This window comes from Sphingomonas sp. BL-S-25 (genome assembly GCF_055521555.1).
This window is the reverse complement of sequence record NZ_CM145486.1, coordinates 4,105,430-4,119,763: the sequence shown is the minus strand read 5'-3', so window position 1 is coordinate 4,119,763 and position 14,334 is coordinate 4,105,430. Positions and strand designations below refer to the sequence as shown.

At 67.3% G+C, this 14,334-nt stretch carries 13 protein-coding genes; 6 read left to right on the top strand and 7 right to left on the bottom strand.

The features are described 5' to 3' along the window. The first annotated feature begins 12 nt into the window (after nt 1-12). Nucleotides 13-723, top strand: coding sequence for an SDR family NAD(P)-dependent oxidoreductase (locus ACZ1H8_RS19890; protein WP_465178951.1), 711 nt, complete (start codon nt 13-15; stop codon nt 721-723). Nucleotides 724-797: 74 nt separating this feature from the next. On the opposite strand, the gene ACZ1H8_RS19885 is transcribed toward ACZ1H8_RS19890, so the two are convergent. The 7 genes from ACZ1H8_RS19885 to ACZ1H8_RS19855 all read right to left on the bottom strand — a co-directional run bounded on the left by ACZ1H8_RS19885 (nt 798) and on the right by ACZ1H8_RS19855 (nt 9,076). Then, on the bottom strand, nt 798-1,994 hold the full coding sequence (locus ACZ1H8_RS19885) for a serine hydrolase domain-containing protein (protein ID WP_465178950.1): 1,197 nt from the start codon (nt 1,992-1,994) through the stop codon (nt 798-800). A gap of 26 nt (nt 1,995-2,020) precedes the next feature. After that, nucleotides 2,021-3,250 (bottom strand): class I SAM-dependent methyltransferase, encoded by a 1,230-nt coding sequence (locus ACZ1H8_RS19880; RefSeq protein ID WP_465178949.1) that lies wholly within the window; start codon nt 3,248-3,250, stop codon nt 2,021-2,023. A 53-nt stretch (nt 3,251-3,303) separates the two neighbouring features. Further along, complete coding sequence (locus ACZ1H8_RS19875) at nt 3,304-4,644, bottom strand: cryptochrome/photolyase family protein (protein WP_465178948.1); 1,341 nt, start codon at nt 4,642-4,644, stop codon at nt 3,304-3,306. A 61-nt stretch (nt 4,645-4,705) separates the two neighbouring features. Further along, the gene (locus ACZ1H8_RS19870; RefSeq protein WP_465178947.1) at nt 4,706-5,104 is read right to left on the bottom strand and encodes a GxxExxY protein; all 399 of its coding nucleotides are present in this window, start codon (nt 5,102-5,104) and stop codon (nt 4,706-4,708) included. Between the two features lie 56 nt (nt 5,105-5,160). Further along, on the bottom strand, nt 5,161-6,195 hold the full coding sequence (locus tag ACZ1H8_RS19865) for a 2-oxoacid:ferredoxin oxidoreductase subunit beta (protein ID WP_465178945.1): 1,035 nt from the start codon (nt 6,193-6,195) through the stop codon (nt 5,161-5,163). Next, a complete protein-coding gene (locus ACZ1H8_RS19860; RefSeq protein ID WP_465178944.1) occupies nt 6,192-8,066 on the bottom strand; it encodes a 2-oxoacid:acceptor oxidoreductase subunit alpha in 1,875 nt (624 codons plus the stop codon). Before ACZ1H8_RS19860 ends, ACZ1H8_RS19865 begins: the two co-directional genes overlap by 4 nt. 74 nt (nt 8,067-8,140) lie before the next feature. Beyond that, complete coding sequence (locus tag ACZ1H8_RS19855) at nt 8,141-9,076, bottom strand: histone deacetylase family protein (RefSeq protein WP_465178943.1); 936 nt, start codon at nt 9,074-9,076, stop codon at nt 8,141-8,143. 107 nt (nt 9,077-9,183) lie between these two features. On the opposite strand from ACZ1H8_RS19855, the gene ACZ1H8_RS19850 reads away from it, so the two are divergent. From ACZ1H8_RS19850 to ACZ1H8_RS19830, 5 genes are all read left to right on the top strand, one after another. Further along, nucleotides 9,184-9,675, top strand: a complete 492-nt coding sequence (locus tag ACZ1H8_RS19850; RefSeq protein WP_465178942.1) for an RNA pyrophosphohydrolase — start codon at nt 9,184-9,186, stop codon at nt 9,673-9,675. A 43-nt stretch (nt 9,676-9,718) separates the two neighbouring features. Then, nucleotides 9,719-10,612, top strand: a complete 894-nt coding sequence (locus ACZ1H8_RS19845) for a DUF481 domain-containing protein (RefSeq protein WP_465178941.1) — start codon at nt 9,719-9,721, stop codon at nt 10,610-10,612. A 23-nt stretch (nt 10,613-10,635) separates the two neighbouring features. Next, nucleotides 10,636-11,844 (top strand): hydrolase, encoded by a 1,209-nt coding sequence (locus tag ACZ1H8_RS19840; protein ID WP_465178940.1) that lies wholly within the window; start codon nt 10,636-10,638, stop codon nt 11,842-11,844. Further along, nucleotides 11,844-12,854, top strand: coding sequence for an arginine N-succinyltransferase (locus tag ACZ1H8_RS19835; RefSeq protein WP_465178939.1), 1,011 nt, complete (start codon nt 11,844-11,846; stop codon nt 12,852-12,854). The genes ACZ1H8_RS19840 and ACZ1H8_RS19835 overlap by 1 nt, the downstream gene beginning before the upstream one ends. Before the next feature lie 168 nt (nt 12,855-13,022). Next, nucleotides 13,023-14,276, top strand: coding sequence for an N-succinylarginine dihydrolase (locus tag ACZ1H8_RS19830; RefSeq protein WP_465178938.1), 1,254 nt, complete (start codon nt 13,023-13,025; stop codon nt 14,274-14,276). Nucleotides 14,277-14,334 lie beyond the last annotated feature (58 nt).

The window sequence follows — 14,334 nt, the reverse complement described above, 5'->3', positions numbered from 1 at the left end:
GATCAGGACGCCATGACCGACAAGCCCCTTTCCAATCGCCTCGCGCTCGTCACCGGCGCGAGCCGCGGCATCGGTGCCGCGACCGCCATCGCGCTCGGTGCTGCCGGCGCACATGTCATCCTGACCGCGCGCACCGTCGGCGGGCTCGAGGAAGTCGAGGACGCGATCCATGCGGCGGGCGGCTCGTCGACCATCGCCCCGCTCGACCTGACGGAGAATGACAGCATCGCCAAGCTGGCCCAGGCGATCGAGGGCCGCTGGCCCGCGCTCGACTTGCTGGTGCTGAACGCGGCGACGCTCGGCAATCTCAGCTCGGTCCCGGCGATCGACGGCAAGGATTTCGCCCGCGTCCTGACGCTCAACGTCAGCGCCCAGGCTGCGCTGATCGCCGCGTTCGACCCGATGCTGCGCCGCGCCGAGGCGGGAAAGGTCATCGGCCTGACCTCCAGCGTCGGCCGCACCGCGCGCGCCTATTGGGGCATGTACGGCGCGTCCAAGGCGGCGTTCGAAAATCTGGTGCTCAGCTATGGCGAGGAAGTCCGCAACCTCGGCGCCATCCGCACCGCGCTGATCGACCCTGGCGCCACCCGCACCCAGATGCGCGCCCGCGCCTTCCCTGGCGAAGACCCGGCGACGCTGAAGGGCCCCGAAGTCGTCGCCGACCGAATCGTCGCGCTGGCAGTCTCGGGCTTCGACGCAGGGCATTTCGAGCGGGTCGAGTGACCTGACAGGCGGGGCTGGCGCCAGCCCCGCCCTGTTCTCCGGCGAAGGCCTGAGCCCAGCTGCAATGTCGCCAGCTATCGCTGCGCAGCCGCCTCGAACAATCGATCGAGAAACGCCGTCCGGGCCTGGCCATAGGCGGGGTCGCTCGCCTTGGGTGCCGCCGCCGACACCGCGATCACCACGCGCGACCTGGGGTCGACGCGGATCGTCTGGCCGAAAATGCCCTGTGCGCCGAACCTGCCCTGCGGGTAGGTCCACCATTGATAACCATAGCCATAGCCCGGGGTGCCGGTCTGCGCATGCGCCCGGGTCGACTCCGCGAACCAGCCCGCCGGGACCACCCCCTTGCCGCCCTCCAGTGCGAACTGCCCCATCCGCGCATAATCGCGCAGGCTGACCGACAGGCAGCAGCCGCTGACCTCGTTGCCCGACGGATCGACCATCCAGAAGGCGTCCTGCTCCATGCCGAACGGCTTCCAGACCTTGTCGCTGAGATAGGTCGCCAGCGGTTTGCCCGTTGCGCGGCGCACCAGCACGCCGATCAGGTTCGTCTCACCGGTCTTGTAGACCCATTTGCTGCCCGGCTCGAACTCGCGCGGCAGCTTGCGCATGTAGAAGATGGTCGGGTCCTGACCCGCCGGCACCGGCTCGAGAAACATGCGCGCCACGTCGGACTTGGGGTCGGTATAGTCCTCGTTCCACTTCACGCCCGACGTCATCGTCAGCAACTGGGCGATGGTGACGCCGTCATAGCCGCTGCCCGCCAGTTCGGGGATGTACCTGGTCACCGCCTCGTCGACGCTGCGGATATGGCCGTCGCGGATCGCGGCGCCGACCAGCGCGGAGGTGAACGACTTGGCGACCGAGAAGCTGGTGTAGCGGCCCTCTGGCCCATAGCCGCGGGCATAGCGTTCCAGCCGGACCTTGCCGTCCTGAACCACGATCAGCCCCGCGACATTCTGCTGCGCGATGAAGGCATCGACCTCGCTGTCGGCGATCGGCAGCGGCGTTCCCTTGGGAAGCGCGCGGACCCTGGTGCCGTGCTGGACGATGTTGCCCGGAAAGATCCGCTCCATATGCGGGAAGTTCGCGTCGCGCTGCGCTTGGGACCAGAACAGGATCTCCGCCCCGACCTTGCGCAGGCCCGCCGTGTCGGTCGCGTCGATCGGGACGAGCGTCGAGCGGATCGCGACGGAGCCGGCACCTGCCCCGCGATCCTGCGCGCACCCGGCGAGCGCAAGCGCCCCTGCCAACAGCCAGACTGCCCGCATCATTCTCTCCCTGCTCTGCTGCCGGGCTATTCCCGGATCAGCGTGACCTGCGCGACGTCGATCCCGCCGCCGCGGAAACCGCCTTCGCAATACATCAGATAATAGCGCCACAAGGCATTGAATCGGCTGTCAAACTGGGACGGAAGCCGCCCGGTCGACACCGCCGCATCGAAATTCTCGCGCCACTGCTTCAGCGTCTCGGCATAGTCGAGCCCGAAGCTGTGATGATCCGACCAGGCAAGACCGTGACGCGCCGCGATCGCGCGAAACTCGCTCTCGCGGATCAGCAGGCCGCCGGGGAAGATATAGCGCTGGATGAAGTCGACATTGTCGGCATAGCCGTCGAACATCGCATCGTCGAAGCTGATATACTGGATCGCCGCCCGCCCGCCGGGCTTCAGCACGCGCGCAATCGTCGCCAGATAGCTGGACCAATATTCGCGCCCGACCGCCTCGACCATCTCGATGCTGGCGACCGCGTCATAGCGACCGGTGACGTCGCGATAGTCGGTCAGCGAGAAATCGACGCCGTCGATCCCGGCGGCCGCGATCCGCGCCTCGCCCCAGGCCTTTTGCTCGGTCGACAGGGTGATGCCGTGCACACGCCGCCCCGCCTTGCCCGCCGTCTCGGCGAACGAGCCCCAGCCGCAGCCGATCTCGAGGATATGATCGCCAGCCGCCGTCCCGGTCCGTTCGAGGATCGCGTCCAGCTTGCGCTGCTGCGCCCGCTCCAGACTATCGCCCGCGGCGAAGATCGCGCTCGAATAGGTCATCGAGGGATCGAGCCATTCGCGGTAGAAGTCGTTGCCCAGGTCGTAATGGAAATGGATGTTGCGCCGCGACCCCGATCGGCTGTTGCGCCGCAGCCAGTGGCCGGCGCGCTTCGCCAGCCGGGTCAGGCCCCAGGCGCGCGATCCGGACGCCAGGCCGGCACGGTTCAGGCTGAAGATCGCGAAAACCTGGACCGGGTCGGGGCTGGCCCATTCGCCTTTCGCCCAGCCTTCGTACCAGCCCGACGACCCCGACGTGACCAGCCGCAGGATCGCCCGCCAGCTGCGGATCTCGACCACCGCCAGCGGCCCCTCGGCGCGTCCGCCCAGGATGCGGCGCTCGCCGCCGGGCAAGGTCACGTCGATGCTGCCGGCGTCGATGCCGTGGTCGATCCGGTCGATCAGCCTGACGAATATCGGCCCGAACCAGTCGAGCATTCCCCGCCCCACGCGGTGGTGGTCCCTGTTGCCCATCGGCGCATTCATGGGAGATCCATGCACCGGTCCGGCGACCGGCGAAACAGGAAAGTTGAGCGGCCTCAGCGCAGCGCGCGGCCCGCCGCCAGCGCCCGCTCGCGCGCCTCGCGGTGGCCGATGATCTTGTCGGGATAATCCCTGGGACGGAACACCGGATCATGAATGTCGGCGTCGCTCAGGTCGCGCAGTTCGGGCACCCATTCGCGGATATAGCCGGCGGCGTCGAACTTCTCCGACTGGACCAGCGGCGCCATGATCCGCCCCCACATGTTCGAATCCACGCCGGTGCCGGCGACCCATTGCCAGTTGACGCTGTTGTTGCCGTAGTCGGCATCGACCAGCGTGTCCCAGAACCAGCGTTCGCCCTCGCGCCAGTCGATCAGCAGATGCTTGATCAGGAAGCTGGCGGTGATCATCCGCACCCGATTGTGCATCCACCCGGTCGTCCAGAGCTGGCGCATGCCGGCATCGACGATCGGATAGCCGGTCCGCCCCTGTTGCCAGGCCTTCAGGTCGGACGGGCTGCGCCGCCATTTTATCGCATCGAAGGCGGGGCGGCCGTTGACGTCGCCATAATCGGGCAGCGCGAGCAGCAGGCTGGCGGCGAAATCGCGCCACGCCATTTCCTTGCGAAATTTCTCGGCATTGCGCGCGCCGTCCAGCCGGTGCCACAGCGTGCGCGGGCTGATCTCGCCGAAATGGAGATGCGGCGACAGGCGCGATGTGCCCTCGACATCGGGCAGGTCGCGGCGCGCCTCGTAGTCGACGACCTCGTCGGCAAACTCGTCGGCGCGGCGCAGGGCCGTTGCTTCGCCCGGATCCCAGTCGGCGAACCCCTTTGCCCAGTCGGGCCTGGTCGGGAGCAGGTCCCAGTCCGCCAGCCGATCGCTCTTCGGCCAGTGCGCGGGCGCCGGGATCTGCTTCGGCGCGGGCAGCGGGTCGCCCGGCGGCATGCGCTGGCTCAGCGCGCGCCAGAAGGCGGAATAGACGCGGTACTGGCCGCCCGATCCGGTGACGATCTCGCGCAGCGGCGCCAGATGGTTGCCGTCATGACGGCAGAGCCGGTCGCCGAGCGCCGCCTCCGCCTCGACCCACCAGGGTTCGTAATGGCGATTGGTATGGATCGTGGTGGCACCCGTCTCCTCGGCCAGCGTGGCCAGCGCCTCCGCCGCACGCCCGCGCCGCAGGATCAGCCGCGATCCCCTGGCCTCCAGCGCCTTGGCAAGCACAGCGAGCGAATGGTGCAACCACCAGCGCGACGCCCCACCCATCCGCCATTTCCCGGGCGCCTCGTCGTCCAGCACATAGACGGGAATCACCGCCCCCGCCTCGGCGGCGGCCACCAGTGCCGGCTGATCCTGCAGACGAAGGTCCTGGCGCAGCCAGAGGATGGAGGGGGTCATTCGGGAGGGGTTCGCTCGTGCTATGTTAATCTCGCACAAAGACACAAAGACACGAAGAAGTTCACCCTTGGGGCGCGAAATAGTTGTTCCCGAGACGTCGGACGCCGTCCTTGAAGGTCGGAGCACCGAAATTCATGAGGAGCCCCAGCGGGAGATCGAGCAGGCGGAGATAGGTCAGCACCTGCTTGGCGTGAACGGGAGCGTGTGCCTCAGTTGACTTCAACTCGATCAGCAACCTGCCTTCCACCAGAAGGTCGGCGCGGAAGCCCTCCTCGATCAACAGGCCACGAAAGCGAATGGGCACTGGTTTCTGCCGCTCGACGCTGAGACCGCGCTCGACAAGGCTGTGAAACATGCAGACCTCATAAACCGATTCCAGCAAGCCAGGCCCTAAGGCCTCATGAAGCTTGAACCCGCAATCCACCGCCACGCGTGCAAGCTGTTCGATCTCCGTTTCCACAGCCCCTCTTTGTGCCTTTGCGTCTTTGTGCGAGCATCACCTTTTTCTAATCCCGATCACTCCGCCCGAGGTTCCTTCTCGACCATCCAGGTCTGCCCCTTCGACACCAGCTTCTGCAGGTCGGCGACCTTGCCCTCGCTCGCCGCGCGGTTCTGGGCGACCACCGCACTTTCGAAGGTCGGTGCCGGATCGTCGTACAGCACGCCCAGCGCCATCGGAAACGGCCCGAATTCCATCTCGACCAGCAGATGCGCGATCATGCGGTTGGTGCGGTCATGGACCAGCACCCCCGCCGCCTGCCACGCGCCATCGACGACATCGACCACGCGCAGCGACAATGTGCCGGGGTCGAGCGCCAGGCCCTTCGCCCCACCGGCGAACAACAGAGGTTCGCCATGTGCAACCCAGAGCTGGTTCAGCGCAGCATTCGGCTTTGCCGTGAAAGATTCGAACACATCATCATTATAGACGATACAATTCTGGAATATCTCGACAAATCCGGTGCCCGGATGCGCATGCGCCGCCTTCAGGATTGCTGGTAGTCCCTTGTGCACGTCGATCCCGCGCGCAACGAAACGGGCACCGGCGCCCAGCGCGAAGGCGCAGGGTTTTGCCGGGCGATCGACCGATCCGAACGGCGTCGAGGGCGATCGCGTGCCCTCGCGGCTCGTCGGCGAATATTGCCCCTTGGTCAGGCCATAGATCTCGTTGTTAAAGAGAAGGAACTGACATTTCAGATTCCGTCTCAACAAATGCATCGTGTGATTGCCGCCGATCGACAGCGCGTCGCCGTCGCCGCTGATGATCCATACGTCGAGCTCGGGATTGGCCAGCTTGACCCCCGTCGCGACCGCCGGCGCGCGGCCGTGGATCGTGTGGAGGCCATAGGTTTCCATATAATAGGGAAAGCGCGACGAGCAGCCGATGCCGCTGACGAACACCGTGTTCTCCGGCGTCGCGCCGATTTCCGGCATCGTCCGCTGGACCGCCTTGAGCACGGCATAATCGCCGCAGCCGGGACACCAGCGCACCTCCTGGTCGGTCTCCCAGTCCTTGGGGCTGCTGGCGCGGACGGGCGTAATCTCGTTCATGCCAGTGCCTCCTCGATCGCCGCCTCGATCTCGGCGATGGTGAAGGGCTGGCCCGACACCTTGTTATACGGTCGTGCAGCAATCAGAAACTGGTCGCGGAGCAGAGTCTTCAGCTGCCCCTTGTTCATTTCGGGAACAAGCACCCGCTCATAACCCGCTAACAACGGGCCAAGATTTTTCGGCAGCGGCCAGATATGCCGGATATGGACATGCGCCACGTCCACCCCGCGCCGCCGGGCGCGCCGGACCGCCTGATGGATCGGGCCATAGGTCGAGCCCCAGCCGATAACGACGAGCCGTCCACTCGCTTCGCCGAGTTCAACCTGCTGGTCGGGCACGTCGATCCCGGCGATCTTGGCGGCGCGCAGGTCGGTCATCGCCTGATGGTTGGCGGGGGAGTAATCGATATTGCCCGACCCCTGCGCCTTCTCGATCCCGCCGATGCGGTGGAGCAGGCCGGGCGTGCCGGGCTTGACCCAGGGACGTGCCAGTCGATCGTCGCGGGCATAGGGCTGGAACCGCTCGCCCTCCATCGGCGCCTCGGTGCGATGATGCACCGGGAAGGGCGGGTAGCTGCTCATGTCCGGCACCTTCCACGGCTCGGCCGCATTCTGGATATAGCCGTCGGTCAGCAGCATGACCGGCGTCATGTACCGGGTGGCGATCCGCACCGCCTCGATCGCGACGTCGAAACAGTCGGCGGCGGACCGCGCTGCCAGCACCGGCAATGGCGCATCGCCGTTGCGGCCATAGACCGCCTGATACAGGTCGGATTGCTCGGTCTTGGTCGGCAGGCCGGTCGACGGGCCGCCGCGCTGGGCGTTGACGATCACCAGTGGCAATTCGGTCATGATCGCCAGCCCGATCGCTTCGCCCTTCAGCGCGATGCCCGGCCCCGAGGAACAGGTGACGCCGAGCGTCCCGGCATAGGCAGCGCCCAGGGCAGAGGCGACCGCGGCGATCTCGTCCTCCGCCTGGAAGGTGGTGACGTCATATTCCTTGTAGCGCGACAGCGTGTGGAGGATCGCCGAGGCCGGCGTGATCGGGTATCCACCGAAGAACAGCTTGAGATCAGCGAGTTGCGCGCCGGCAATCAGACCCAGTGAGAGCGACTCCGCGCCGGTCACGGTCCGGTATAGGCCGGGCTCGGCGGGAGCGGCGGGCACATGATGGCGGCGCATCGGCCCGGCCAGCTCGGCCGTCTCGCCATAGGCATGGCCGGCGTTCAACGCGGCGATATTGGCTTCGGCCAGCTGCGGCGCCTTGGCGAACTTGGCCTTTAGCCACTCGACGATCGGCTGCCGGTCGCGGTCGAACATCCACAGCGCCAGCCCCAGCGTCCACATGTTCTTGCAGCGCAGCGCCTCCTTGTTGCCCAGGCCGAACGGCTTCACCGCTTCCAGCGTCAGCTGCGAGATGTCGAGCCGCATCAGCTGCCACTGCGCCAGCGACCCGTCCTCGAGCGGATTGGCGGCGTAGCGCGCCTTGTCGAGGTTGCGCTGGCCGAACTCGCCTTCGTCGGCGATGATCAGGCCGCCGGGCTTCAGCACGCCGATATTGGTCTTCAGCGCGGCGGGGTTCATCGCGATCAGCACGTCGGGCGCATCGCCGGCGGTATCGATCTGCGTCGATCCGAAGTTGATCTGGAAGGCCGAAACCCCGAACAAGGTGCCCTGCGGCGCGCGGATCTCGGCAGGAAAGTCGGGGAAGGTCGCCAGGTCGTTGCCGGCCAGCGCGGTGGAGAGGGTGAACTGGCCGCCGGTCAGCTGCATGCCGTCACCCGAGTCCCCGGCGAAGCGGACCACCATCGCTTCGGGCGGCGGATCCGCGGAAGCTTCGTCGGGCGTCAGCATATGCGTGGCGGTGGCCATTGGCTCCTCCCCTGCGTGCGTGCTCGCGCTCTTCAAACCCTGCGGCGCGTTGGTCGCACCGTAGGAAAATTCCTTCACACTTGCAAAGCTTGCCCGGCGACGGCCGCGCGCCCCTCGGCAATGCCGTCCGCGAGCGCCAGGATCGAGGCGACATGCCGCTCGGCGACCTCCATCGCGTCCTGGCCATAACCGCCGCCCAGCGCGCTCGCGATCGGCAGTCCGCGCCGGGCGAAGAAGCTGCCGATCCAGCGATCGCGCGCGACCAGCCCCTCCCGACTGAGCGCCAGCCGGCCGAGCCGGTCGTCGGCATAGGGGTCGACCCCCGCCTGATAGAGGATCAGGTCCGGCTCGAACGACGCGACCAGTGGCGGCAGCGTGTCGGCCAGCGTCGTCAGATAGGCGTCGTCGCCGGTGCCGTCGGCGAGACCGATGTCGAGCGTCGACACCGCCTTGCGCACCGGGAAATTCTTCTCGGCATGGATCGAATAGGTGGCGATGTCGGTGCGGCCCGCGGTCAGCGCGGCGGTGCCGTCGCCCTGGTGCACGTCGCAATCGACGATCAGCACGCGGTCGACCACCGCCTGCTCGACCAGCCGGACGGCGGTCAGCGCCAGATCGTTGAATACGCAGAAGCCGGCGCCGGTATCGGCCAGCGCATGGTGGCTGCCGCCAGCGCTGTTGGCGGCATAGCCGCGCTCGAGCGCCAGCAGCGCCGCCAGCCAGGTCCCGCCCGGCACCATCTGCGCGCGCAGCGCCACCTCCGGCGTGACGGGAAAGCCGATGCGGCGCGCCTTTTGCGGCGGCACCCGTGCCTCGATCACCTCGGCGACATAGTCGGGATCGTGCGTCGCCTCCAGCCAGTGCCGCGGCATCGCCTCGGGCTCATGCCATTCGAAGACATCGCCCCGGGCGCGCAGCAGGTCGCGCACCAGTCCGTTCTTGTTCCACTGATAGGGACTGCGCGACGGCGCCGGGGCGACATAGGCCGGATGGTGAACGATCGGGATCACCCGGCCAATGTAGGCGCACTCAGTGTCGCTGGTAAGCCGTTGAGAAATGGCCCGCCACCTGCGCCGGACTCTTTCGTTTGCGATCCCGAAAGGGTAAGGCGACCGCCATGACCGACCCCGCCTCGCTTCCCTATCGCCCCTGCGCGGGCGTGATGCTGATGAACCGCGACGGACAGGTATTCGTTGGCCAGCGGATGGATTCGACGATCGAGGCCTGGCAGATGCCGCAGGGCGGGATCGACCCGGGCGAGACTGCGCATGACGCCGCGGTCCGCGAGCTGTGGGAGGAGACCGGGGTCGCGGCCGAACTGGTCGAACTGGTTGCGGAGGCGCCCGAGGAGCTTCGATACGACCTGCCCGACGATCTGATCGGCAAGGTGTGGAAAGGCAGATGGCGCGGGCAGCGGCAACGCTGGTTCCTGTTCCGCTTCCTGGGCGATGATGACGCCGTCAACATTGCGACCGAGCATCCCGAATTCCGGGCATGGCGCTGGGTCGATCCTCGGGAACTTCCCGAACTGATCGTTCCGTTCAAGCGTCAGCTCTATACCGAGCTTCTGTCCGTCTTTGCTGAGGCACTTGCCGCCGAAGCGCGCTGATCGCGCCCTTTTCGTGCCCCGATGTCGCGTTAACGGAGAACCCATGCGCGCCCTGCTCCTGGCCCTCCCGCTCCTCCTCGCCAATGCCGAGGGCGATCCCGAGCCGATCCCGGAGCCGATCAAGGCGATGCTGGATGCCGCCATGGCGTCGGGCAACGAGGCCGAGGTCAACACCATCGTCAAATATGCCCGCAACGCCGTGCCCGAACATGGCGACGCGATCGCGCGCATCGCCACCGACTGGCGCAACGACCGGCGCGAGAAGAGCATGCAGCGGATCCGTAACGCGGGCGTGTTCGATCTGGTCAAGGGCCGTGCCGAGCTGGGCGCCTATGTCACCACCGGCAATGCCAATAATGTCGGCGTGACCGCGGTGATCGACCTGCGCCGCGAGGGGCTGGAATGGCGCCACAAGGTGAAGCTGCAGGCCGATTACCAGGAGAGCTTGGGGATCGTGAACCGCGAGCGCTATCTGGCGGCCTATGAGCCGAACTGGAAGTTCGACGAGCGCGCCTATCTCTATGGGTCCGCCCAATATGAAAGCGACCGGTTCCTGGGCTTTTACGACCGTTTCTCGGTATCGACCGGGGCCGGTTACAGCGCGATCAAGAAACAGGGGCTGAAGCTGGATCTCGAACTGGGCCCGGCATTCCGGCACACGCGATTCACCGACGGGGTGATCGAAAGCTACCCCGCGGCGCGCGGCAGCGTCGATGTCGACTGGAAGCTGTCGCCCGGCCTGACGGTGCGCCAGAACGCCTCCGCCTATCTGCAAAAGGCCAACAGCACCGTCACCAGCAAGTCCGCGCTGCTGGCCAAGCTGATCGGCCCGCTCTCGGCGCAGCTGTCCTATACGATGCAATATGAAAGCGCGCCGCCGTTCGGGCGCGTGTCCACCGACACCACCAGCCGCGCCGCGCTCGTCGTGGATTTCTGACGCAGGGCGCGTTAGGACGCGTCATGAATGCGATAAGCGCGATCGAATCCGCCGCGATCGACCATGTCGGCGCGGCGCCCATCATGGAGAGGACACAGGCCTGGGTCGCCGTGAACAGCGGCACGCGAAACCTGGACGGCCTGGCGACGCTGGCGACGATGCTGGCGGACAGTTTCTCGGTCCTGCCCGGTACGCTGGCCCTGGTCGATCCCGCGCCGGTCGAAAGCGTCCTGTCCGACGGCAACGTCCAGGCGCTGGATCATGGCCGGCACCTGCACCTGGCGGTTCGCCCCTACGCTCCGCTCCAGCTGTTGCTCACCGGCCATATGGACACCGTCTATGGCGCCGATCACCCGTTCCAGAGCGGCAGCTGGCGCGAGGACGGCAGCTGGAACGCGCCGGGATGCGCCGACATGAAGGGCGGGCTGGCGCTGATGCTCGCCGCGCTGGAAGCAATCGAGGCGAGCCCGCTGGCGGAACGCATCGGCTATGAGGTGCTGATCAATTCGGACGAGGAAACCGGATCCTTTTCGTCCGCCGCACTGATCGCCGATCGTGCGCGGGGCAAGCATGCCGCGCTGACCTACGAACCCGCCGCCCTGCCCGACGGCACGCTGGCGGGCGCACGCGGCGGCACCGGCAATTTCTCGCTGATCGTGCGCGGGCGCAGCGCCCATGCCGGCCGCAATCCCGAGGAGGGGCGCAATGCACTGGTCGCCGCGGCCGATCTGGCGCTGCGACTGGCCGAGGCGCGCTCGCCCGGCCTCGCGGTCAACCCGGCGAGGATCGAGGGGGGCGGGCCGAACAATGTCGTGCCCGATCTCGCCATCCTGCGCGTCAATTTCCGGCCGCGCGATGCCGCCGCCATCACCCGCGCGCGCATCGCGATCGACACCGCCGTGGCGATCGTCGCGACCAAGCACGACGTCCGGATCGAGGTGCATGGCAGCTTCAACCGCCCGCCCAAGCCGATCGACCCGGGCGCGGAAAAGCTGTTCGCGCTGGTCAAGCGGGTCGGCGCCGACCTGGGCCTCGACATCGCCACCCGGGATTCGGGCGGCGTGTGCGACGGCAACAATATCGCCGCGTGCGGCGTACCGGTGGTCGACACGATGGGCGCGCGCGGGGGCGCGATCCATTCGCCCGACGAATATCTGATCCCGGAGAGCCTGCCGGAGCGCGCCGCGCTGTCGGCACTCACCATCCTGCGACTAGCCGAACGGGGCCTTTAATGACCTTCATCATCCGCGCCGCGCGCGAAGACGATCTTCAGCATCTGTACGAGATGGCCAAGCTGACCGGCGGCGGCTTCACCAACCTGCCGCCCGACCGCAAGTCGCTGAGCGCGAAACTGGAGCGCAGCGCCGCCTCGTTCGCGCGCGATGACGAGAGCGTGACCGACGAGCTGTTCGTGCTGATGCTGGAGAACAGCCAGACGGGCGAGGTCCGCGGCACCTGCCAGATCTTCACCCGCGTCGGCCAGCATTGGCCTTTCTACAGCTACCGCATCGGCATCGACACCAAGTACAGCCAGGAGCTGAACCGCACCTTCCGGTCCGAACTGCTGAACCTGACCAACGATCTGGGCGGGTGCAGCGAGGTGGGCGGCCTGTTCCTCCACCCGGGCGAGCGTGCCGGCGGCCTGGGGCTGCTGCTCGCACGCAGCCGCTATCTGTTCATCCGCAATCACCGCGAGCGCTTTGCCGACCGCATCCTGGCCGAGCTGCGCGGCGTGATCGACGAGGGTGGCGGCTCGCCCTTCTGGGACGGCGTCGCCGGCCGCTTCTTCGGGATGAATTTCCAGGAAGCCGATCAGTTCAATGCGATCCATGGAAACCAGTTCATCGCCGACCTGATGCCCAAGCACCCGGTCTATACCGCGATGCTACCCGAGACCTCGCGCGCGGTCATCGGCCTCCCCCACCCCAGCGGCCGCGCCGCGATGCGGATGCTGGAGGGCGAAGGCTTTCACTTCGAGAATTATATCGACATCTTCGACGGCGGCCCGACCATGACCGCCCGCACCAACCAGGTGAAGACGATCCGCGAGGCGCAGACGGCCAAGGTGGTCGAGATCGGCGAGGGCGGCAGCGCGGCTCTGGTGTCGGTCGGACGGCTGGCGGACTTCCGCGTGGCGCAGGGCACCGTGAGTGTCGGCGACGACGGGGTGACCATCGATGCGGCAAGCGCGCAGGCGCTGGGGGTCGAGCCGGGCAGCGAGGTGACGCATGTCGCGCGGTGAGACCGGCTGTCAGCGCTCCACCCCTCCCTGGAAGGGAGGGGCCAGGGGTGGGTTACTGTCGGACTTCGGATTGGTGGCCGGTATTTCGAACCTCGCGGGCCTACCCACCCCCAACCCCTCCCTTCCAGGGAGGGGAGCGCGTTGCGTCCGTGGGACGGGGATCGCCGCATGATCACCGAGATCAATTTCGACGGCATCATCGGCCCGAGCCATAATTACGCGGGCCTCAGCCCCGGCAACCTAGCCGCCACCAAGAACCGCGGCGGCGTCTCGCAGCCGCGGGCGGCGGCGTTGCAGGGGATCGCCAAGATGCGCGCCAATCTGGCGCTCGGGCTGACCCAGGGCATCCTGCTGCCGCACGCGCGACCCGATCATCGCTGGCTCGCCAGCCTCGCCACCCGCTACGACCAGGCAGCGCCGCACACCCGGGCGCAGGCGCTGTCCGCCTCGGCCATGTGGGCGGCCAACGCCGCCACCGTGTCGCCCGCAGCCGACACCGCCGATGGCCGCTGCCATCTGAGCGTCGCCAACCTGATCACCATGCCGCATCGCAGCCATGAATGGCCCGAGACGCTGGCGCAGCTCCGGATCGCCTTTGCCGACCCGGCCTTCGTCGTGCACGGCCCCGTCCCCGCCCCGTTCGGCGACGAGGGGGCGGCCAATCACATGCGCCTGGCGACGAGCCACGATGCGCCCGGCGTCGAGATCTTCGTCTATGGCCTCGCCGGCGGCGCCTTTCCCGCGCGCCAGCATTTCGACGCCAGCGCGACGATCGTCCGCCGCCACGGCCTGGACCCGGCGCGCACGCTGCTGGTGCAGCAGTCCGACGCGGCGATCGCGGCGGGCGCGTTCCACAATGACGTGGTTGCGGTAGCCAATGGCCGCGTGCTGTTCGCGCATGAGCAGGCATTCGAGGACCGCGACGGCTTCTACCGCGACCTGCGCGCCGCCTTTGCCGAGGCCGAGATCGTCGAGGTGCCCGCCGCGAAGGTCAGCCTGGCCGACGCGATCCGATCCTATCTGTTCAATGCCCAGCTGGTGACCCTGCCCTCAGGCGAAACCGCGCTGATCGTGCCGAGCGAGGCGCGCGAGACCGAAAGCGTATGGTCCTGGCTGCAGGACCATGTCGCCGGCAACGGCCCGATCCGCCGGGTCGAGGTCGTGGATGTCCGCCAGTCGATGGCCAATGGCGGCGGCCCCGCCTGTCTCAGGCTGCGCGTCGTCGCGGACCCGGCCACCGTCGATCCCCGCTTCCTCGTCGATGCCGCCAGGCTGGATACGATCGCTTCGGTGGTCGAGGCGCACTGGCCCGAGGCGATCCGCCAGGACGAGATCGGCGATCCGGCACTGATCGGCCGGATCGAGGCGGCGCGCTGCGCGCTGCTGGAAACGCTCGGAACTGTCGAGTTAATTGACAGGTAACCATCTTCGGGCGGCCGGATTCGGCGGAAAACCGTAACTGGCCCGCGGCTTGCTAGGC

Coding starts and splice junctions, on each gene's coding strand:
- ACZ1H8_RS19875 (WP_465178948.1), bottom strand. CDS start 4,644: ATGACCCCCTCCATCCTCTGGCTGCGCCAGGACCTTCGTCTGCAGGAT.
- ACZ1H8_RS19885 (WP_465178950.1), bottom strand. CDS start 1,994: ATGCGGGCAGTCTGGCTGTTGGCAGGGGCGCTTGCGCTCGCCGGGTGC.
- ACZ1H8_RS19865 (WP_465178945.1), bottom strand. CDS start 6,195: ATGAACGAGATTACGCCCGTCCGCGCCAGCAGCCCCAAGGACTGGGAG.
- ACZ1H8_RS19890 (WP_465178951.1), top strand. CDS start 13: ATGACCGACAAGCCCCTTTCCAATCGCCTCGCGCTCGTCACCGGCGCG.
- ACZ1H8_RS19840 (WP_465178940.1), top strand. CDS start 10,636: ATGAATGCGATAAGCGCGATCGAATCCGCCGCGATCGACCATGTCGGC.
- ACZ1H8_RS19850 (WP_465178942.1), top strand. CDS start 9,184: ATGACCGACCCCGCCTCGCTTCCCTATCGCCCCTGCGCGGGCGTGATG.
- ACZ1H8_RS19860 (WP_465178944.1), bottom strand. CDS start 8,066: ATGGCCACCGCCACGCATATGCTGACGCCCGACGAAGCTTCCGCGGAT.
- ACZ1H8_RS19845 (WP_465178941.1), top strand. CDS start 9,719: ATGCGCGCCCTGCTCCTGGCCCTCCCGCTCCTCCTCGCCAATGCCGAG.
- ACZ1H8_RS19830 (WP_465178938.1), top strand. CDS start 13,023: ATGATCACCGAGATCAATTTCGACGGCATCATCGGCCCGAGCCATAAT.
- ACZ1H8_RS19880 (WP_465178949.1), bottom strand. CDS start 3,250: ATGAATGCGCCGATGGGCAACAGGGACCACCACCGCGTGGGGCGGGGA.
- ACZ1H8_RS19835 (WP_465178939.1), top strand. CDS start 11,844: ATGACCTTCATCATCCGCGCCGCGCGCGAAGACGATCTTCAGCATCTG.